Origin of the sequence: Blastomonas ursincola, from assembly GCF_013607875.1 — a bacterium.
In the GTDB taxonomy this organism is placed as follows: Bacteria; Pseudomonadota; Alphaproteobacteria; order Sphingomonadales; family Sphingomonadaceae; genus Blastomonas; species Blastomonas ursincola.
This window is the reverse complement of record NZ_VDES01000002.1, coordinates 487,110-504,577: the sequence shown is the minus strand read 5'-3', so window position 1 is coordinate 504,577 and position 17,468 is coordinate 487,110. Positions and strand designations below refer to the sequence as shown.

At 65.7% G+C, this 17,468-nt stretch carries 18 protein-coding genes and 1 tRNA gene; 4 read left to right on the top strand and 15 right to left on the bottom strand.

Annotated elements, in window-relative coordinates:
* The 4 genes from FG486_RS08445 to FG486_RS08430 are packed head-to-tail and all read right to left on the bottom strand — an operon-like array spanning nucleotide 1 to nucleotide 4,767.
* Nucleotides 1-2,061: an alpha/beta hydrolase family protein gene (locus tag FG486_RS08445; protein ID WP_181267212.1), complete on the bottom strand. Its 2,061-nt coding sequence runs from the start codon at nucleotides 2,059-2,061 to the stop codon at nucleotides 1-3.
* Nucleotides 2,062-2,107: 46 nt separating this feature from the next.
* Nucleotides 2,108-2,548: a DUF2497 domain-containing protein gene (locus FG486_RS08440; protein ID WP_060977770.1), complete on the bottom strand. Its 441-nt coding sequence runs from the start codon at nucleotides 2,546-2,548 to the stop codon at nucleotides 2,108-2,110.
* Between the two features lie 39 nt (nucleotides 2,549-2,587).
* Nucleotides 2,588-4,042 (bottom strand): TolC family outer membrane protein, encoded by a 1,455-nt coding sequence (locus FG486_RS08435; protein WP_241695664.1) that lies wholly within the window; start codon nucleotides 4,040-4,042, stop codon nucleotides 2,588-2,590.
* 53 nt (nucleotides 4,043-4,095) lie between these two features.
* A complete protein-coding gene (locus FG486_RS08430) occupies nucleotides 4,096-4,767 on the bottom strand; it encodes a protein-L-isoaspartate O-methyltransferase family protein (RefSeq protein ID WP_241695663.1) in 672 nt (223 codons plus the stop codon).
* 245 nt (nucleotides 4,768-5,012) lie between these two features.
* On the opposite strand from FG486_RS08430, the gene FG486_RS08425 reads away from it, so the two are divergent.
* Together FG486_RS08425 and FG486_RS08420 are read left to right on the top strand one after the other, a co-directional pair.
* Nucleotides 5,013-5,086 (top strand) — tRNA-Cys (locus FG486_RS08425).
* 59 nt (nucleotides 5,087-5,145) lie between these two features.
* Nucleotides 5,146-5,595 (top strand): YaiI/YqxD family protein, encoded by a 450-nt coding sequence (locus tag FG486_RS08420; RefSeq protein ID WP_181267211.1) that lies wholly within the window; start codon nucleotides 5,146-5,148, stop codon nucleotides 5,593-5,595.
* On the opposite strand, the gene FG486_RS08415 is transcribed toward FG486_RS08420, so the two are convergent.
* From FG486_RS08415 to FG486_RS08395, 5 genes are all read right to left on the bottom strand, one after another.
* Nucleotides 5,592-8,045 carry a zinc-dependent metalloprotease gene (locus FG486_RS08415; protein ID WP_181267210.1) on the bottom strand — a complete coding sequence of 818 codons (2,454 nt, stop codon included), beginning with the start codon at nucleotides 8,043-8,045 and terminating at the stop codon, nucleotides 5,592-5,594. The genes FG486_RS08420 and FG486_RS08415 overlap by 4 nt on opposite strands.
* Before the next feature lie 42 nt (nucleotides 8,046-8,087).
* Complete coding sequence (locus FG486_RS08410) at nucleotides 8,088-9,644, bottom strand: PepSY domain-containing protein (protein WP_181267209.1); 1,557 nt, start codon at nucleotides 9,642-9,644, stop codon at nucleotides 8,088-8,090.
* A gap of 19 nt (nucleotides 9,645-9,663) precedes the next feature.
* On the bottom strand, nucleotides 9,664-11,799 hold the full coding sequence (locus FG486_RS08405; protein WP_181267208.1) for a TonB-dependent receptor family protein: 2,136 nt from the start codon (nucleotides 11,797-11,799) through the stop codon (nucleotides 9,664-9,666).
* A 102-nt stretch (nucleotides 11,800-11,901) separates the two neighbouring features.
* The gene (locus tag FG486_RS08400; RefSeq protein WP_137775923.1) at nucleotides 11,902-12,312 is read right to left on the bottom strand and encodes a DUF2946 family protein; all 411 of its coding nucleotides are present in this window, start codon (nucleotides 12,310-12,312) and stop codon (nucleotides 11,902-11,904) included.
* Nucleotides 12,313-12,392: 80 nt separating this feature from the next.
* Nucleotides 12,393-12,728 (bottom strand): hypothetical protein, encoded by a 336-nt coding sequence (locus FG486_RS08395; protein WP_066279726.1) that lies wholly within the window; start codon nucleotides 12,726-12,728, stop codon nucleotides 12,393-12,395.
* A 186-nt stretch (nucleotides 12,729-12,914) separates the two neighbouring features.
* Here FG486_RS08395 and FG486_RS08390 point away from each other — a divergent pair, with 186 nt between their 5' ends.
* Complete coding sequence (locus tag FG486_RS08390; protein ID WP_066279729.1) at nucleotides 12,915-13,415, top strand: Dps family protein; 501 nt, start codon at nucleotides 12,915-12,917, stop codon at nucleotides 13,413-13,415.
* A 147-nt stretch (nucleotides 13,416-13,562) separates the two neighbouring features.
* Here FG486_RS08390 and FG486_RS08385 read toward each other — a convergent pair whose 3' ends face one another.
* Nucleotides 13,563-13,850 (bottom strand): NepR family anti-sigma factor, encoded by a 288-nt coding sequence (locus tag FG486_RS08385; protein WP_181267207.1) that lies wholly within the window; start codon nucleotides 13,848-13,850, stop codon nucleotides 13,563-13,565.
* 40 nt (nucleotides 13,851-13,890) lie between these two features.
* Entirely contained in the window at nucleotides 13,891-14,553 is a 663-nt protein-coding gene (locus FG486_RS08380) for a sigma-70 family RNA polymerase sigma factor (protein ID WP_231750092.1), read from the bottom strand.
* Nucleotides 14,554-14,784: 231 nt separating this feature from the next.
* On the opposite strand from FG486_RS08380, the gene FG486_RS08375 reads away from it, so the two are divergent.
* Nucleotides 14,785-14,922 (top strand): entericidin A/B family lipoprotein, encoded by a 138-nt coding sequence (locus FG486_RS08375; RefSeq protein ID WP_023839673.1) that lies wholly within the window; start codon nucleotides 14,785-14,787, stop codon nucleotides 14,920-14,922.
* A 76-nt stretch (nucleotides 14,923-14,998) separates the two neighbouring features.
* Here FG486_RS08375 and FG486_RS08370 read toward each other — a convergent pair whose 3' ends face one another.
* From FG486_RS08370 to FG486_RS08355, 4 genes are all read right to left on the bottom strand, one after another.
* Nucleotides 14,999-15,166, bottom strand: a complete 168-nt coding sequence (locus tag FG486_RS08370) for a DUF1328 domain-containing protein (RefSeq protein WP_023839674.1) — start codon at nucleotides 15,164-15,166, stop codon at nucleotides 14,999-15,001.
* 80 nt (nucleotides 15,167-15,246) lie between these two features.
* Nucleotides 15,247-16,074 (bottom strand): NUDIX hydrolase, encoded by an 828-nt coding sequence (locus FG486_RS08365; protein ID WP_181267206.1) that lies wholly within the window; start codon nucleotides 16,072-16,074, stop codon nucleotides 15,247-15,249.
* A gap of 65 nt (nucleotides 16,075-16,139) precedes the next feature.
* On the bottom strand, nucleotides 16,140-16,385 hold the full coding sequence (locus FG486_RS08360; RefSeq protein ID WP_066279735.1) for a hypothetical protein: 246 nt from the start codon (nucleotides 16,383-16,385) through the stop codon (nucleotides 16,140-16,142).
* 272 nt (nucleotides 16,386-16,657) lie between these two features.
* Nucleotides 16,658-17,452: a helix-turn-helix domain-containing protein gene (locus FG486_RS08355; protein WP_066279888.1), complete on the bottom strand. Its 795-nt coding sequence runs from the start codon at nucleotides 17,450-17,452 to the stop codon at nucleotides 16,658-16,660.
* Between the last annotated feature and the right edge of the window lie 16 nt (nucleotides 17,453-17,468).

Below are 17,468 nucleotides of genomic sequence, written 5' to 3'. Positions count from 1 at the left end.
TTATTTCCCCTCGCGCCCCTTAAGATGCTTTGCCAGCCAGTCGAAGACGTTGCGGTGCCATTGCACGCTGTTCTGCGCCTTGAGCACCCAGTGGTTCTCGTCGGGGAAGATCAGCAGCTTCGATTCGATGCCCTGGCGCTGCAGCGCGGTGAACGCCGCGAGCGATTGCGAATAGGGGATGCGGAAGTCCTTTTCCCCATGGATGACCAGCGTCGGCGTCTTCCACTTGGTCACGTGATTGACCGGGTTCCACTTCTCGGCGTCGGTCCGCTGCCACCAGGGGCCGCCATGGTCCCATTCGTCGAACCACAGTTCTTCGGTCTCGAACGCCATGGCGCGCAGGTCGAACACGCCTGCGTGCGTCACCAGGCACTTGAAGCCGTCGGGCCACTGGCCGGCGATCCAGTTCATCATGTATCCGCCATAGCTGCCACCGAGCGCGCAGGCATTGGCCGTGTCGAGCGAGGCGTCGATGCCGGGCAGCGCGGCCATGCCGAGCTTCAGATCCTCGAGCGGCTTGCCGCCCCAATCCTTGTTGATGCTGTCGGTGAACGCCTGGCCGTATCCGGTCGAGCCGTGGAAATCGATCGTCACCGCGGCATAGCCCTGCGAGGCCATCACCGCCGGATTCCAGCGATACGACCAGCTGTTCGAGAAACTGCCCTGCGGACCGCCATGTACCAGCAGCGCGACCGGCAGCTTGCCCTTCGCGCCCTGGGGCTTGACGATCTGGCCATGGACAAGATCGCCATTCGCGCCCTTGAACGAGAACTGCTCGTACATCACCGGATCGAGCCCGGCGAGCTTGTCCGCGTTGACATTGGTCAAGCGGCGCGTCTGGCCCTTCGCGTCCATCAGCACCAGATCGTCGGGCGCGGAGACCGAGTTGATCGTGTAGATCATCGCGCCACCCGCCAGCGGCACGACATTGCCCACATTGCCACGCTCGGTCAGCCTGGTCACCTTGCCGCTGGGCACGTCGACGCGGAACACAGGATGTTCGAGCAGGTCCTGCGCCGTGACCAGCAGGCTCTTCGAATCCGCAGCCCAGGCGATCGAGCCGACCGAACGGTCCCAGCCGTCGGTCAGCTTCACGGTCTTGCCGGTCTTCATGTCCCGCAGGTGCACGACCATGCGATCGGCCTCGTAACCGGGCCGCGCCATCGCCGCCCAGGCGAGCCAGCGGCCATCGGGCGAAGCGGTGGGCAGCGAATCGGTGCCCTGGTTGGTCTCGGTCAGATTCTGCGCGGTCGCGCCATCGGCGAGCGGCTGCCAGACGATGTCGAGATTGGTCGAGCGCGGCTCGTCGCCATCGGACTTTCGGATGGCAAAGGCGATGGCGTTGCTGTCGGCGCTCCACGCGATTTCCTCGCCGCCGCCGAACGGCTTGCTCGGCGCATCGCCTTCGATTCCACCGCTCACCGCGCGCGCGGGACCGGCGGTCTTGCCGTCGGTCGCCAGCGCATAGGCATAGATGCGCGAATAGGTGCCGGGCTCGCGCCAGCTATCCCAATGCCGCACGAACAGCCGGTCATATTCGCGCCCCGTACCCATCGGCTTGGCCCTGGCATCGCACGTATCGACCGAGCATCCCTCGGCGACATCCGCCCAGACCGCGAGGCTGTTGCCATCGGGCGAGAGGCTGAAGCCGCTGAGGTCCACCGCCGATTGCGTCACCTGCACTGGCTCGCCGCCGGGCAGCGCGACGCGCCACACCTGGTTGGTTCCGGAGCGGTTCGACAGGAAGAACAGGTGCTTGCCATCGCGCGCAAACACGGGCGCGCTTTCGTTATGGCCGGGCGAATCGGCGATCGCGATCGGCTGGGCCTTGCTGTCCGCGAGGTCGAGCACGAACAGCCCGGTGCTGCGCTTGTTCGCGGCGAGATCGGTCGTGGTCAGCTGATAGGCGACCCATCTGCCATCGGGCGACGCGGCGGGTGCCCCCAGCCGGTTGAAGGTCGCAAGGTCCGTCTCGGTCATCGGCCGGGCGGCGGCAGGGCTGGCGAGGAGAACGGGCGAAAGCGCACTGGCGACCAGCGCGGCGAGGAGCATCTTCTTCATGGTTGCAGGCGTTACCATCGGGTACCGCCGGGTGCAAAGGGGAAGCTCAGCCCTTGCGGCCGGTGATCCGCCCAATTTCCTTCGCGACCATCGCCTCGACGATCGGCGGCAGGTTCTTGTCGAGCCATTCGGCGAGCATCGGGCGCAGCATCGCGCGCACCATGCCTTCGAGCGAGGTCTCGCCCGAGCGGACGATCTGCGGGCTGACGCCCGGTTCGGTCAGCGTCGCCAGCACGGCAAGCGATTCGCGCATCGACTGCTCGCCCGCACGGCTGATCAGCGGCGCTTCTTCAGGCTCCGCCGCCGGCTCGGGTTCGACGCTGTCGGTAAGTTCGAGAATGTCATCCACCGGTGCTGCCTGCCGGGCGGGCGCGGGCGCAGGACGTTGCGGCGGCGCGCGGCGCGGCTTGCGGTTATCCTCCGCGATCACCTTCTTGATCGAGGCGAGGATTTCCTCAAGGCTCGGCTCGCCGATATCGCGTGTCATTCCCTTGCGCCCCTGATCCGATTCGCCCCGTGCCCTGCCTTACTGGTTGGGCGGGCCGATCAGTGCGGCATTTTGCGCGGGGCTGTCAACGGTGCGCGTCGATTGGGCGACCGGGTCCTTGTCCGAATCGAAGTCCATGATCTTGTCGCGGACGCGCTCGTAATTGATCTCGGGATCGTAGAGCAGCCCGCCATCGAGACCCAGATCGCGTGCTTCGGCCCGGCCCATCGCCGCCAGCAGCGTGAAGCCCGCGACATAGGCGTTGCGGCGCGCGGTCACCAGCTGCACCTGTGCGTTGAGCAGCTCGCGCTCGGCATCGAGAATGTCGAGGATGGTGCGGTTGCCGACGCTGTTCTCGGCGCGCACGCCTTCCAGTGCCAGCGTGTTCGCATCGACCGCGCGCTGCGACGATTCGATCACCTGAAGCGAGGCATTGAAGCTCGCATAGGCAGCGCGCACCTGCGCGATGACGCTGCGTTCGACGGCGATTTCCTGCTCCATCGCCTGGCCGGTCACGGCCTGGGCGCGGCGGATCTGCGCGCCGGGGCGGCCGCCCTGATAAACGGGCACGGTCACCTGGACGCCAGCGGCGGCGCTCGACTGCTGCTGCACGAAATTGCCCTGAATCAGGGTACTGCCCAGCGTGCCGAGGAAATTCTGGTAATTGCCCTGGCTGAACAGCCCGACGCGCGGCATGCGCGCACCCCGCGCCGATTTCACATCAAATTCCGCCGCCTTGACCCGCTCGCGCGCGGCTTCCAGATCGGGGTTGCTGTCGAGCGCGGTCGCCACGGCGGCATCGGGCGCATCGGGCAAGTTGGGCAGCGGCGGCGGCGGCTCCAGCGCTTCCGGAGCGCGGCCGACGAGCTGGATATAGGTTTCTTTGCTGCGGATGAGGTTCGCCTCGGCGGTCTGCAGGTCACTGCGCGCAATCGCGAGCCGGGCCTCGGACTGGGCAACATCGGTGCGCGTCAGATCGCCGATCTCGAACCGGTCGGACGAAGCCTGGAGGTTGACGTCGAGCACCTCGACATTCTGCCGCTGCAGCCCGACGATCGCCTCGTCGCGAATCACGTCCATATAGGCGGCGACCACATTGCTGAAGACGGTCGCCTCGGTACCGCGCAGATCGGCCTGTCCAGCCTCGACCCGGGTCTTCGATGCCTTGATCGCGTTGCGCACCGTGCCGCCCGAATAGATTGGCACGTCCAGGCTGATGGTGCCGTTGACGGAGCGGGCAGGTGCCGTGAAGGCGTTGGCGGGGTTGAGGAAGTTCTCCGAATATTGCGCCTGGACTTGCGAGCTGGGCCGACCGTCGGCCAGCGCGATTGGCACGCCTTCGTCGGTCGCGCGCTGCTGGGCGCGCGCGGCGTTGAGTGTCGGGTTGGTCTGATAGGCGGCGATCAGCGCATCGCGCAGCGTATCCGCCTGGGCGGGCACGCTGCCCAGAACCAGCGCCGCACCACAACCGGCCATCCAAAGCGAAGTCTTCATCTATCCGGTTCTCTTGTCGTCCACCGCCGGTGCCAATGGCGAGGCCCTGTGCTTCAGAAGGTATAGCTCTTTGGCCGGGCGAAGGCCGCAAGCGGTGCGATGTCGGTATCGGCAAAGGGGACCAGAGCGAAGGCACCACCCTGACGGCGACCTGCGGCCAGCCGGGTCACGCCTGCCTCATCCAGACCGGTCAGCAAACGCCCGCCATCGGCGAGCTGCGCCACGATGGCATCGGGTACCTGCTCGACCGCGCCGTCGATGATCACGAGACTATAGGGTGCCCCTGCAGCGTGGCCCTCCCCCAGCGCCGATTCGACGGTGGTGACATTGGCAAGTCCGGCAAGTCCGGTGCTGGCCTGTTCGACCAAGGCACGATCCTGTTCGACCGCAACCACGTGCGCCACGATGCCGGCGAGCAAGGCGGCCATATAGCCGGTTCCCGATCCGATCAGCAGCACCTTGTCGTCGCCCGACAGTTCGGCGCGGGTCAGCAGCAGGCCGGTCGACAGCGCGGGGTTGAGCACGCGGCCACCGCCCAGCGGCACCGCCCGGTCGATATAGGCGATGGCACGGTGGCTGGCGGGGACGAAATCCTCGCGCGGGGTCACGGCCATCGCGGCGATGACGACGGGATCGCTGACGTCGCTGGGACGCAGCTGGCTTTCGATCATGTGCCTGCGGGCAGCGGCAAAATCGGTCGGAGCAAGAGTCTGTGTATCGGTCATGTCCAAGCGCCCTAGAATATGCGGACGGCGATGCAAGCCCTAACGGAACAGCACGCTCCGCTTTGATAGCCTTCCGGTTGCAAAATGCAATCGACATCGCCGTATTCATGCTTATGGCATGGCTGTATTAGCATGGCAATACAGCAAATGCGCCACTTTGGACATATCGCGCATCGGGCTCCTCCGCACGCTTGTGTCTTGACTTTCGCCGCGATCCGGCACAATGCGCGCTCCTTCCCCACGGTGGCCCGATGGCGGAGTGGTGACGCAGAGGACTGCAAATCCTTGCACGCCGGTTCGATTCCGGCTCGGGCCTCCATTTCCTGCGCGGCAGTTCCGAGCGAACGGCATGGCTGCTCCTGGGGAGATGATGAAATCATGATGATCTGGGTCGATGCCGATGCCTGTCCGGTCAAGGACGAGGTCTATCGCGTCGCGCTGCGCCACGGCGTCGCGGTCACCATCGTCAGCAACAGCCCGATCCGCGTGCCCTCGCATCCGCTGATCGCGCGCAAGGTGGTAAGCGACGGCTTCGATGCCGCCGACGACTGGATCGCCGAACATGCCGATGCGCGCTCGATCGTCATCACCGCCGACATATTGCTCGCCGACCGCTGCCTGAAGCAGGGCGCAGCCGTGATCGCGCCCAATGGCAAGCCGTTCACCACCAGCTCGATCGGCGGCGCAATCGCGACGCGCGCGATAATGGCGGACCTGCGCGCAGGCGGTGACGTAATCGGGGGACCACCGCCCTTCACGAAGGCGGACCGATCGCGCTTCCTGCAGGCGCTCGACGAGGCGCTGGTGCGGCTGAAACGCCAGGCCTAATCCTGGATATCGCCGATCGGCATGCCCGGCGGAATCGGCAGATCGGCCTTGTCGCTGGCGAGCAGCGCCTTGAGCGCATCGCGATCCTTGAGCAGCCGCGCGGTCGAGAGCGCCCAGGCGCGGTCCGCCGGATCGGCGAAGCGCTTCCCCGTCTGCGCCTCGGCCCAGTCGTGCAGCGCCTGGTCGATCCGGGTCGTCGCATCGACACCCGCATCGGACGACATCGCCGCCCTGGCCAGTGACAGGATGATCCGCGTGCCGAGCGCGCGGCGCACCGCACCGAGCCGCGCGGTCGCTTGAGGCGCATCGGTGAGCGCGAGCAGCCGTGCCGCCACCGCATCGACGCCGGGGCTGTCCGGATTGGCGCGATGCTGTTCGGCCATCCGGGCCAGCCGCTCGGGCGCGAGCAGTGCGTTGAGCGTCTGCTGCGCCGCCACCTGCGCCGCGACCAGCGGATCGAACGCGGCGGTGCCCGCCATCGGCATGATCTCGATCTCGGTCTGGCGATCATAATCGCCTGAGAACCCGGCGGAGAGCTGCGGCATCAGCGCAGACGGCACATCGAGCACCGCCGGTTGCAGCGTCGCCAGCAGCGAATCGAGCGCGCGCTTCTGATCGGCAGGCGCGACCGGCGCGCCCTGCGCCGCCGCGCCCGGGCCGACCGCATATTCTGAGGTCAGCCCGCCCAATAGCTTGGCCGCCGCCTCGACCTGATAGCGGTGAACCAGCCAGATCGGCACGAACTTGCGGCGCAGGCTGGCGACCGGTTCGCCCGGGGCCAGCGCCGCCGGGCCGAAGCGCGATACGGCAGCGGCGCGCACCTGCATCATCCGGTCGAGCTCGGCTACCGGATCGGCCCCGTCATCCCACAGGCTGCCCCAAGGCTGGCTCGCCGAAACACTGCGCGCGTTCTCATCTGACACGAAGCGCAGCCCCTCGCTCTCCGCCGCTTCCGCCTTGGCGCGCGCGGCAGCATCGGGATCGCCGCTCACCGGATCGCCATAGAGCCAGTCGATCGCATGCACGTCCCAGCGCCCCATGCCGACGCCATAGGCATCGGAAAGATCGGGCGCGCCATCCTTCAGCCCGATGCGCGGCGCGGGATAATCCATCACGCTCGCGCGATCCTGCGTGCTGCCCGCGAAATTGTGCATCAGCCCCAGCGCATGGCCGACCTCGTGCGCGGCGAGCTGGCGGATGCGCGCCAGTGCCACCTGCACCGGATCATTGGGACCGCCGGTTCCGGTCTTGTCCGCGCCGACCAGCCCTTCGTAGATCAGCATGTCCTGCCGCACGCGCAGCGATCCGAGCAGCACCGAACCTTTCAGGATCTCGCCAGTGCGCGGATCGGAGACGGCATAGCCATAGGACCAGCCGCGCGTCGCACGGTTGACCCAGTTGACGACATTGTAGCGGATGTCGAGCGGGTCGGCCCCCTCGGGCAGTATCTCGACTCGATAGGCATCGACAAAGCCCGCCGCCTCGAACGCCTGTTTCCACCAGGATGCGCCTTCGAGCAGCGCGGTGCGGATCGGCTCGGGCGCGGCATTGTCGATATAGAAGACGATCGGCTTGCGCACACGCGAGCGCGGCGCGGCAGGATCGAGCCGCTCGAGCCGGAAGCGGTTGGCGAGATTCTGCACGATCTGCCCACCCAGGGGCGCGGAGAAATCGAGGATCTGCGTCGCGAAGCTGCCGCCGCGCGGATCGAACTGGCGCGGCACATAGCCGCTTTCGGGCAATGCGATCAGGCTGTGGCGCACTACCAGCGTCACCTGGCGGGCATCGGGCGCGATATTGCGCACCTCGGGCCCCGGCGTGTCGCTGGCATAGGTCTGGCGGGCCTCGAACTCCAGGTTCATCGGAAAGGCGCGCACCGCAGCGGGGTCGGCCGCGCTCAGATTATCGACCAGCCGCCAGCCCTTCTCGCCGCTCGAATTGAGCTGCGCGGTGACGTTGCGCGTGTCGCGCGCCAAAAACGGTGCGATGTCGACCAGCAGCCGCCCGTCAGGACCATCGATCGCATCGCCCATCCAGATAAGCGAGGTGGCAAAGGCATTGGCAGCGGCGGCCTGTTCTGCCGGCGTGCCGCTGCTCGCCCGGAAACGGGGGTTTTCGAGCTCGAACGCGATTTTCTTGCCCATCCGCCGGACGAGCAGGATCTGCGCAGGACCCGGCTGGGCACGATCAAGCCCGATCGGCGCGGAGCCCAGGCCCGTGCGCAAGGCGGTGGCATAGAGCATCCGCGTGACCACGCCATCGTCCCCGGCAACGGGCAGCGAGAGCAGGATGCGCCCGCCCTTCTGGTCGACATGCACCGGGTAGAGCCCGTCGAGCCTCTCGGTCCCGGCGAGCGGGCTGGCCGAGGCGGAGGCAGGCGGCGCGGCCTGAGCCTGAAGCGGAACGGCCAGGGCGGCGAGCCCCAGGGCGAGTGCAAGCGAACGGTTCATCGGACCCCCAGTCTGTTTGCCGCAGACTAGGGGCCAACGATATCAGCGGGCAAGCGGCTTTTGCGGGACTTTGCGTCTGCGCCGCCAGTCCCAATAAAGCCCGATGCCGCCCATGAAACCGATCAGCGCGAGCATGAAGCTGCCTACTACCGCGTTCAGCCCAACCTTGCCGATCGGGAACAGGAAGTTCCATTTGTGGATGAAGCTGAAGATATAGCGCTCGGGCTTCTGCCAGTTCTCGGTACGGTCGGCGAGCACGCCGGTCGCGGTGTCGACGAACAGGGTGGCATTGACCGGCGCGCCATAGTCGATCCGCCAGACCGGCAGCCGCTTGTTGCGGAAATCGTAATCCGGGCCGAAGCGGGTGACGAGTTCCATATGCGTGATCGCGCTGTCCGGCGCGCCGCTGAACCGGCGGCCAAGCTCGCGCGCCAATGCCTTGTCGCCATCGCCCCAGGGCTTGCCGGTCGCGGCATCGATATAGAGCGCGGGGCCGGTGGGGCTGATGCCTTCGAACCGCGCATTGCGGATCGCACTATCGCCCATCGGCATCTTGTGTCCCTGATGCGCGCTGTGATCGTGCTCGCCCTTGGGGCTGGCCGAACCCGGCTGGGCGAGCCCGAGCCGATAGAGCGCACGACCGCCCGGCCCTTCGACTAGCGACAGCGCGTTGACATCGAGCCCTTTGGCGATCTCGGCCCAGTCGCGCTCCACCGGATAGCGGGCATTCGCGACATTCACCGGCGGGGAGAGGCGCAGCTTGCTCGTCGGCTGCTCGAGCGCGGACTGCACCAGATGGAGGATTCCGCTGACCGAGAACATCAGCAGCGGCAGCGCCAGCACATAGCCCATCGCGCGGTGCCACCCCTTCGATCCCGCCAGACGCTTGCCGCGCCGGATCGCGACCAGCAGCAGGATGCCGGTCACCGCCAGCGCCGCCAGGCTGCCGACCATCAGCGTGATGACCAGTACGCGCAGCCAGTCCAGCCCTTGCGGCACCCATTCCCAGCTGTGCAGCGCGCGGAACACGTTCTGCAACCGCGTCTTGGTCAGGTTGTTCACCGCCGCGAGGCTGCTGGTTTCGGTGTGGACATAGGCGGTCAGCCGGTCGTCGCCCGCAAAGCGGATGCGCCAGACCGGCAGCAGCCGGTTGACCCAGGGATAATCGGCATCGAACGCGGTCTGCTGCACGATCTCGGCGATCGGGCGCTGTTCTTTCAGGAAGTGCCGGGCGATGAACTCGGCCTGGCGCGCATCCTCGCCCGCCAGTTCCGCGCCGGTATCGAGCCGGAAATAGCGGCGCGCGGCCTGCGGCGAGACCGTGACCTGCAACAGGTTGCGGTCCTTTCCGACCACCACCTTGACCGCGCGCGCCTTACCGATCCCGGCATCGGCCAGAACCTTCTCGACCGGCACCGCGCCTGCCATGTCGATCGCGCGCATCGACGGCATGAACTCCAGCTGCTGCGGGCCGAACAGCACCATGGCGATATGCGCCATGCCCGACAGCCCCCAGATGAAAAGGCTGATGCCGCCGATCAGCGCCAGCCATTGGTGCTTGCCCATCGACCAGCGGGCGAGCCTGGGACGATTTGCCATGATGGATCTCCCTTCCCGCTCAGAACCGGGCCTGCAGGCCGCCATAGACCGCGCGGCCGACACCGGGGGTGTAGATCGCGGCGCGTTCCAGCGACTGGTTGGCATTGGTGGCGACGTTCGAGATGAATACCGTGTCGAACAGGTTCTCGACCGATCCGAACAGGCGGATACCGGGGATGACATCGACCCCGGCGGTCAGGCCCAGGAGTTCATAGCCCGGTGCCCGTTCGGTATTGGCAAAGTCCGCCCAGGGGCCGTCGAACACCCAGCGCAGATTGGCCGAAACGTACCAGCGGTCCTTCTGCTCGAACCGCACTTCGGACACGAAGACATGGCGCGGAACCCCGGCAAGCTGGTTGTCGCCATAGGTCCGGTCATTGTCGAAGCGGAAATCGTTGAACGTATAGGCCCCGCGCAGGGTAAAGGCCTGGCCGCGCGCCGCCAGCACCTCGCGCGCAACATACACGTCAAGGCCGAGCTCGATGCCCTGATGGATGGTCCTCGCCGCATTGTCGGTAAACGAGACGAAGCCATTCGCGCCGGGCACGCCGAAGTCGAGAAACTCGTTCTCGATCTCGCTGCGATAGAGCGAGACGTCCCAGGCGATGAAGCTCGCCTGGCCGCGGCTGCCGATCTCGAACGTGGTCGCGCGCTGTTCCTTGAGCGGGGCAAAGGGCCGCGCGCCGCCCGAGGTCAGGTCAGCCAGGCTCGGCGGCTCGAAGCTGCGGTTGATATTGCCATAGAGCTGCGCGGTGTTGGACAGCTGATAGAGCAGGCCGAAGCGCGGGCTGAACTGCTCGTATTCGCCGCGTCCGGACACGTCGCCCAGCCTGGCTGCGACATCGCGCACCACGCTGACATATTGCCCGCCAAGGATTGCGGTGAAGCGGCGGGTAAGGCCAAGGTCGAGCTGACCGAAGGTCGTAAGGCTGGTCGAATCCTGGTCGGATTCGCTCACCAGACCGGCACGCTGGCCGTTCACGTTGCGATGCCGCCGCGCGCGGTTGTCTCCCTTCGCATAATAGCCGCCGAGCGTCCAGCGGCTCACCGCATCGCCGATCAGCGCGAATTCGCCATATCCCTTCAGCGAGAGGCCGAATTCGTCCTCCTTCTGGTCGATGATCCCGGCAAAGCGGGTGATCGCGTGGTCGAGCTTGCGCCGCGCGTACCAGCCGCCGATCTCGACCGTGCTGCTGCCGAGCGTGATCGCCGTCAGGTTCGACAGGCGCAGCACTTCGAGATTGCGGTCCCAGTCATCGGCAACCGGACCGGGATCGAGCACCGTCACCGGCCCGCCAGGACGGAACGGGCCGACGGTGACGGGGCGTCCTGCCGCGCGCGGATTGGCCAGCGCATCGGCGAGGCGCAGCGATCCGTTCAGCTCGAAATTGTCGCTGAGCGCCGTCACATAGAAACGCGTCTCGACATTCTGGCCGAGCCTGAAGCCGATATTGCCATGGCCGTAGAGGCTGCGCACATCGCTATGCTCGCGAAAGCCGTCGTCGCGAAGCCCGGTCAGCCCGATATAATAGTCGGTGTTGCCAGAGACGCCCGAGGCGCTCAAGTTTCCGCGCAAGGTATTGAAGCTGCCGCCCTCGATCCGTCCCGAGAAACGCGAATGCGCGGTGCGCCCGGTGGGCGAGACGATGTTGACCGCACCGCCGAGCGAGGCCGCGCCGAACTGAAGGCCGTTCGCGCCCTTGAACACCTCGAGATAGCGGATGGTGAGCGGGTCGATCTCCTGGAACTCGGTCGAGCCGCTCGCGCGGCTGATCGGCACGCCATCGCGCAGCACGGTGAGCCCGCGGCGCTCGAAGCCGGAATTCAGCCCCGATCCGCGGATCGAGATACGCGATTCGCGCTGCGCGCTGGTATCGGCGAACACGCCGGGGGTGAAGATCAGCACATCGCCGATGCTCTGCGCGAAATCCTCGGCGAAGACGGTGTCCTCGACCAGCCCGACGCCGCCGGGCACCTGTTCGAGCCGCTTGCGCCCTTCCTCGACGCTGGGCGCGGTGGGGGTGCCGGTCACGCTGGCAGTGACGACGATGACGGGGTCGGTACGCTGGCCGACGCCCTGGGCAAGAGCAGGAGAAACACAGGTGAAGGCAGCGCCACCCAGCAGGGCAGCGCGCAGAAATGCGGTATTGGTCATGATCATTCGTTCCCTGAACGCGGGATTCAAGAGGCACGCAGGGCACGCCGGGCCCGCACGCGTCATGCGCGCGCGGCGGCGGCCTGCAAGGGCGTCAATGGTTCAGAGAAACAGCGGGGGCCCGGTCGCGGGAGGGGTGGCGGCATGGTGCCGCGCGCGCAGCAGCTGGTGGTGCAGTGCGGGCGCGATGGTTGTAATCGCCAGCATCGGTGGAAGCGTCACGGCATCGACCGGGATCGCCAGCATCGCCATGCCGGCAAAGGCGCAAGGCGGCATCGGATTGTCCGCATCGTCGCCCTGGTCATGGTCCTGCTGGCCGGATCTGGCGGCAGCAAGCTTCTGATAATCCTGGTAACGCGGGTCATCGACCGAAATCGTCGCCGCCTTGTTGCCCAGGCCCGAGCACAGCTCGATGGTCAGGCCTGCCGGTCCGAAATGCGGCATGAACCCGCGCGGCGCGAACGCACCGAACAGCATCGCCAGCAGCAGCACCGGCAAGGCATGTCTGGTCAATTTGCGAAAGCGCCCCATCGCCGCGGCGGGTAGAACCGATCACCGGACCAATCAACCCCCCAAAAACGGGGCAGGATTTGTCAGGACGCGAACTTGCGCGCCTGGCGGCGCACGGGCGCCCGCGATCCCCCGAAGGCACTGCGCAACCGCGCCCAGAAGGTCGGCCGGGGCTCCTCGGGCAGGGTCTGGCCCGTCACCTTGAGCAGGTAGCGCGCGAGCAGCAGCGCCTGGTTGCGCGTCATCACGATATCGCGCTGTTCGATCACGTCATTCTCGAGCGCGATCCGCGACCGCGCGCATTCGATCCTCAGATCGATGCCGTTAGGCATGTCGACATGCGTCCAGCCGACCAGCGCCTTCGGCGCGCTATCGTGATATTTCCGTTCTACGGCAGATGGTTGCAGTTCGTCGTTCATGGCCCCACTCCTGATGCGATTAGCCGACATTTGTAACCTTCTGTCAAGACTATCCCAGATTTGGTGCTGTTTTGCGCAGCATGGCCGAGTTGGCGGGGAACCGGCGCGAGCGCTGGACGTAAGCACCCTGGCAGGCCCTGCCATTCAGCAAGGCCCCCTTTCCGTTACAAAACAGGAGGAATTGACATGGCAACTGCAGCCAAAGCCACCACCAAGCCCGACAATGTCGATACCGGCATCGAAGCCAAGGACCGCAAGGAAGTCGCCAAGGCGCTTCAGCACGGTCTGGCCGACACCTATTCGCTCTATCTCAAGACGCTGGGCGTCCACTGGAACATCGTCGGCCCCGCCTTCTACAGCGTCCACAAGCTGACCGAAGCGCAATATGAAGACCTGCACGCTGCCGCCGACGTGATCGCCGAGCGCATCCGCGCCCTGGGCGAAATCGCCCCGGCATCGTTTGGCGACTATACAAAGCTGTCGGTGGTCGATTCGAGCGAGACCCCGCGCCAGGCCGATGCGATGATCAAGGGCCTGATCACCGACAACGAAGCGATTGCCAAGCGCATGCGCGATTTCGTCGAGGTCGCCGAGGACGCCGATGACGTGTTCACCGCCGACCTGCTGACCGCCCGGATCGGCAAACACGAGGAAAATGCATGGATGCTGCGCGCGCTGATCAGCTGACCGCACGCCACACCAGGCACCTCGCAGGGGCCGCGATCCTTTGGGATCGCGGCCCTTTTGCTGTGCGTGGTCAGCCGGCACAGGGACGGCAAAAAGCCCGCCCGGCGCGATGCCGGACGGGCTTTGGAGGTCGCAGACTGATAGAAATCAGCGCCGTTCGGGCACCGCAATTTTGTCGAGCTCACTCAGCAGCGCGTCGAACTGGTCGGGCATCGGGCTATCCGCCACGCCGTCATACACCTCGCGCAAGCTGCGGCCGATGCGTGCCTGACGCATCAGCATGGGATCGAAACACGAGGTACGCATGGCACTTGCCTCCAGACGATCTAGGGAACTGGCACCGCGCACTGTCTTCACTTCCCGTCCAGCCCAAGGGCTGCTTGCAAGATCGGGGCGCAGCATCACGCCCGGGTTGAACACGACCGCCCCGACCATGCGGCAAGCGGCTCCCGGCCACATGCCGGAGGTGAATTGGTCACGCAGCGAGTGCAGTCACGCCCTCGCTCAGCTTGTCGAGCGTGCCAAGAATATCGCTCATCGCCTCGTCAGCGGAGTTGCGCTGACGGCGCGAACCGATCGGCGAGTCGCCATCCAGCATCGCGACCAGTGCAGCGCGGGCGCGCGACACGCGGCTCTTCATCGTGCCCACGGCACAATCGCAGATTTCCGCCGCTTCCTCGTACGAGAAGCCGCCCGCGCCGACCAGAATGATCGCCTCGCGCTGGTCCGCGCCGAGCTGCATCAGCGCCATGCGCACGTCCTCGAGGTGCAGCGGGGCCTGCTGATCCGAATTGGCGGTCAGCGTGCGCTCTGCAACGCCCTCGTCATAGGGCGCGGTAAACTTGTTGCGGCGCATCTGCGAGATATAGCAGTTGCGCAGGATTACGAAGGTCCAGGCGCGCATCGACGTGTCGGGGCGGAAACGCGCACGCGCGCCCCAGGCCTTGAGCATCGTGTCCTGCACCAGATCGTCGGCCACATCCATCTTTCCGCACAGGCTGTACGCAAAGGCGCGCAGGTGCGGAATGGTTGCAGCAAGCCGCTGCTTGAACGTCGCATCATCCAGCGGCACCACGGCCTCTTCGCTCCGCTCGCTGGCGGCATTCGCTCCGGTCGACTGGTCCTGAATGATCGTCATAAACTCGCCTCTCATTAGCTGCCCCCAAAGCAGCATGGATTGGTCCTCAACCAGCGATGCGGCTCCTGGTCCTCACAAACCCGACGGCCGCATCGCCGTGTCCCATCAACCCGTGGCTCCGGGGATGGTTCCAACCGAATTTTCGGCAACCGGTTGCATGCAATTGCGTAAATGGCCGGGCCATGCCCCCGAACAACCAAGAAAAGTCATTGAAGAAGAAGGATGATCCCCATGAACCGCAACGCCTCTTTCCGCATCGTGCTCGCAGCAGGCCTGGTCGCATCGCTGCTTTCCGCCTGCAACACCGTCAAGGGCGCAGGCCGCGATGTCGAATCGGTCGGCCGTGCCGCCGAACGCGCCATCGACTGACGAACGTCTTGCACGAAAAGAAAAAGGCCCGGAGCGATCCGGGCCTTTTTTGTGCATTCATGCTGCGCGCAACAGGTTACGCTCGACCACGCACAAGATGCATCACCAGGCTGGCGACGAGGAACAGCAGGAAGAGGAAGAAAAGGATCTTGGCGATACCTGCCGAAGCGCCGGCGATACCGCCGAAACCCAGCACGCCGGCAACGATCGCGACGATCAGAAAGATAAGGGCATAATGCAACATGGTTCATCTCCGGTTGGGATGAACCGTTTACGATGCGCGCTCGATTCAGGTTCCCTGAGCGCCGCGATTTTCTGGAATGTTCAGCCGCGCATCGCGCTGCCCATCGGCTCGCTGGTCACCGGATATCCCATGTTCTCCGGGATGCACAGGAACGGCCTGCCGTCGCGCTCCTCGATGAACGGCATGATCATCCGCACCGGAAACTGGGCCACATGATCGACCGCGTCGGCATGGCAGCCGAACTGCGCCAGCCGCTCCATGTTGCGCCGCGTCGGAAAGATCAACTTGACCTTGCCCACGTCCGCCATTGCCAGCGCGTCGGCGGCCGTGGCCCAGAACAGATGGTGGTTTTCGGTCGCATCGACCTCGACAATATGGTCGTGCTCGTCGCAGCGCGCGAGATAGAAGCGCGTATCGAACACCCGGCGCTCGTTGAAGGGCGGGCGCCAGCGCGCAAATGGCGTCAGCGCAGTCAGGTCGAGCGTCCAGCCGGCATCGCGGCAAAGCTCTGAAAACGCGGTACCCTTGTGCAACGCGGCGCGCGCCTGCGCCAAGGCCTCGCGTTCGGGCGGAGCGGCAAAACCGATTCCGAGCCCGGTCTCCTCGACCGTCTCGCGGATCGCGGCAACGCGCGCCGCCGCTTCGTGCGGATCGAGCCCGTGGTCCAGGCCGGAGGCGATCACATGATCGTCGGCATCGACGCGGCCACCGGGAAACACCACGGCGCCGCCCGCAAACACCATCTGCGACGACCGCTCGACCATGAGCAGTTCCGGCGCGCCGCCATTGGGGCAGTCGCGAAAGACGATGATGGTCGCGGCAGGGGTTGCAGTCACCAGCGGTTCGCCGGTGCGCGGGTCATGGGTCTGGATATGCGGATCGGTTTGCTGCGGTTCGCTGTCGGCCATGCTGCATGTCATTGCCTATAGCGCGCAGCCTGCCAAGCGCGAAAAATGCGAGAGGCCGTTCCGGCTCAATGCCGCAGCAGCCGTTCCGCAATCCGGTCGGGCTCGATGCGGTAGAAGCGCCGCGCCGCCTCGCTGGCAAGCGGACCATAGCCCTCGGACACGCCGGCAAGATCATCGACGAGTTCGGCCTCGCGGTTGCATTCGTCGACCAGCATGTCGAGCAGCCCGATCAGCTTCTCGCGCTCGGGCGAGGGTTTCACCGGCATGCGTCCGAAAAGGCTCAAGCCCTTTTGCGCCAGAATCCCGATCATCGCTGAGTCTCCTTGTGCTTTGTGCGGTCGTGACAGGGATAACGGCAGGCCGGTTCGCGAATTTAGCAATTCGCTAACCATGTTGGCCATGTCGGCAAATTTTACACCCGGTCGCCGCTGCAACAGCTCGTTAACCATTCAGGCTTATGTAAAAGCTTGGTTTTCACGGTGTGGCATGCTGCGTGCTACGTTACGCGCACAGTCATCTTCACTTCCGGCAGGGTGGTTCGCTTCACAGGTCTCGCGAGCCCCCTGCCGTCCCCCTTCCATCATCAACCCGCCAGCGAACGCAGCACCTGCATGGTGTGGGCATCGGCGGGGAAGAAGGTCTCGAGCGCGAGTTCGGACAGGGTGATGTCGCGCGGGGTGCCGAAGATCGTCACCGTGCTCATGAACGACAGTCTGCCCGCCACGGTATCGATGATCATCGGCAGTGCGATGGGCGCGCGCCCGGCCGGGGCGTTGTCATTGGCCGAACCCGGATAGGCGGCCAGCTCGTCGCGCAGCTCGGCCAGTCCCGAATCGGCGGTCAGCTCGATATCGCGATCGAGCCGGTGCAGGATATAGCTGCGCCATTGCTCGTAATTGACGATCTGCGGTGCGAGGCCATCGGGGTGCAGCGCGAGGCGCAGCACGTTGACCGGTGGTTCGAGCAGGTACGGCGCGATCTGTTCGGTCAGCACGGCGAGCGCGCCATTGGCCGCAACCATGTTCCAGTGCCGATCGACCGCCAGCGCCGGAAAGGGCTCGTGCGCCTTCAGCAGATGCTCGACTGCCGCCAGCGCCTCGGCCATTTCGGGCGCCGTAAGCCCCGTCTCCTCGAACTCGGGCGCCAGGCCCGCCGCAAGCAGGATCTGGTTGCGCGCGCGCAGCGGGATGTCGAGATAGTCGGCCAGCCGAATGATCAGGTCGCGGCTCGGCTGAGCGCGCCCGGTTTCGACGAAGCTCAGATGCCGGGTCGACATCTCGACCTCGAGCGCCAGCTGAAGCTGGCTGAGGCGGCGGCGTTCGCGCCACTGGCGCAATTGCGCTCCGGCGGGTTCCTGGGTTCGGGTCTCGTGCTTCATGCGGACGAAACTAGCC

What these genes read in the sequence shown, in the direction of transcription:
- FG486_RS08375 (WP_023839673.1), top strand. Translation starts at nt 14,785, where the DNA reads ATGAACCGCAACGCCTCTTTCCGCATCGTGCTCGCAGCAGGCCTGGTC.
- FG486_RS08415 (WP_181267210.1), bottom strand. Translation starts at nt 8,045, where the DNA reads ATGAACCGTTCGCTTGCACTCGCCCTGGGGCTCGCCGCCCTGGCCGTT.
- FG486_RS08395 (WP_066279726.1), bottom strand. Translation starts at nt 12,728, where the DNA reads ATGAACGACGAACTGCAACCATCTGCCGTAGAACGGAAATATCACGAT.
- FG486_RS08380 (WP_231750092.1), bottom strand. Translation starts at nt 14,553, where the DNA reads ATGACGATCATTCAGGACCAGTCGACCGGAGCGAATGCCGCCAGCGAG.
- FG486_RS08365 (WP_181267206.1), bottom strand. Translation starts at nt 16,074, where the DNA reads ATGGCCGACAGCGAACCGCAGCAAACCGATCCGCATATCCAGACCCAT.
- FG486_RS08435 (WP_241695664.1), bottom strand. Translation starts at nt 4,042, where the DNA reads ATGAAGACTTCGCTTTGGATGGCCGGTTGTGGTGCGGCGCTGGTTCTG.
- FG486_RS08385 (WP_181267207.1), bottom strand. Translation starts at nt 13,850, where the DNA reads ATGGTCGGGGCGGTCGTGTTCAACCCGGGCGTGATGCTGCGCCCCGAT.
- FG486_RS08360 (WP_066279735.1), bottom strand. Translation starts at nt 16,385, where the DNA reads ATGATCGGGATTCTGGCGCAAAAGGGCTTGAGCCTTTTCGGACGCATG.
- FG486_RS08370 (WP_023839674.1), bottom strand. Translation starts at nt 15,166, where the DNA reads ATGTTGCATTATGCCCTTATCTTTCTGATCGTCGCGATCGTTGCCGGC.
- FG486_RS08430 (WP_241695663.1), bottom strand. Translation starts at nt 4,767, where the DNA reads ATGACCGATACACAGACTCTTGCTCCGACCGATTTTGCCGCTGCCCGC.
- FG486_RS08390 (WP_066279729.1), top strand. Translation starts at nt 12,915, where the DNA reads ATGGCAACTGCAGCCAAAGCCACCACCAAGCCCGACAATGTCGATACC.
- FG486_RS08440 (WP_060977770.1), bottom strand. Translation starts at nt 2,548, where the DNA reads ATGACACGCGATATCGGCGAGCCGAGCCTTGAGGAAATCCTCGCCTCG.
- FG486_RS08355 (WP_066279888.1), bottom strand. Translation starts at nt 17,452, where the DNA reads ATGAAGCACGAGACCCGAACCCAGGAACCCGCCGGAGCGCAATTGCGC.
- FG486_RS08445 (WP_181267212.1), bottom strand. Translation starts at nt 2,061, where the DNA reads ATGAAGAAGATGCTCCTCGCCGCGCTGGTCGCCAGTGCGCTTTCGCCC.
- FG486_RS08405 (WP_181267208.1), bottom strand. Translation starts at nt 11,799, where the DNA reads ATGACCAATACCGCATTTCTGCGCGCTGCCCTGCTGGGTGGCGCTGCC.
- FG486_RS08420 (WP_181267211.1), top strand. Translation starts at nt 5,146, where the DNA reads ATGATGATCTGGGTCGATGCCGATGCCTGTCCGGTCAAGGACGAGGTC.
- FG486_RS08410 (WP_181267209.1), bottom strand. Translation starts at nt 9,644, where the DNA reads ATGGCAAATCGTCCCAGGCTCGCCCGCTGGTCGATGGGCAAGCACCAA.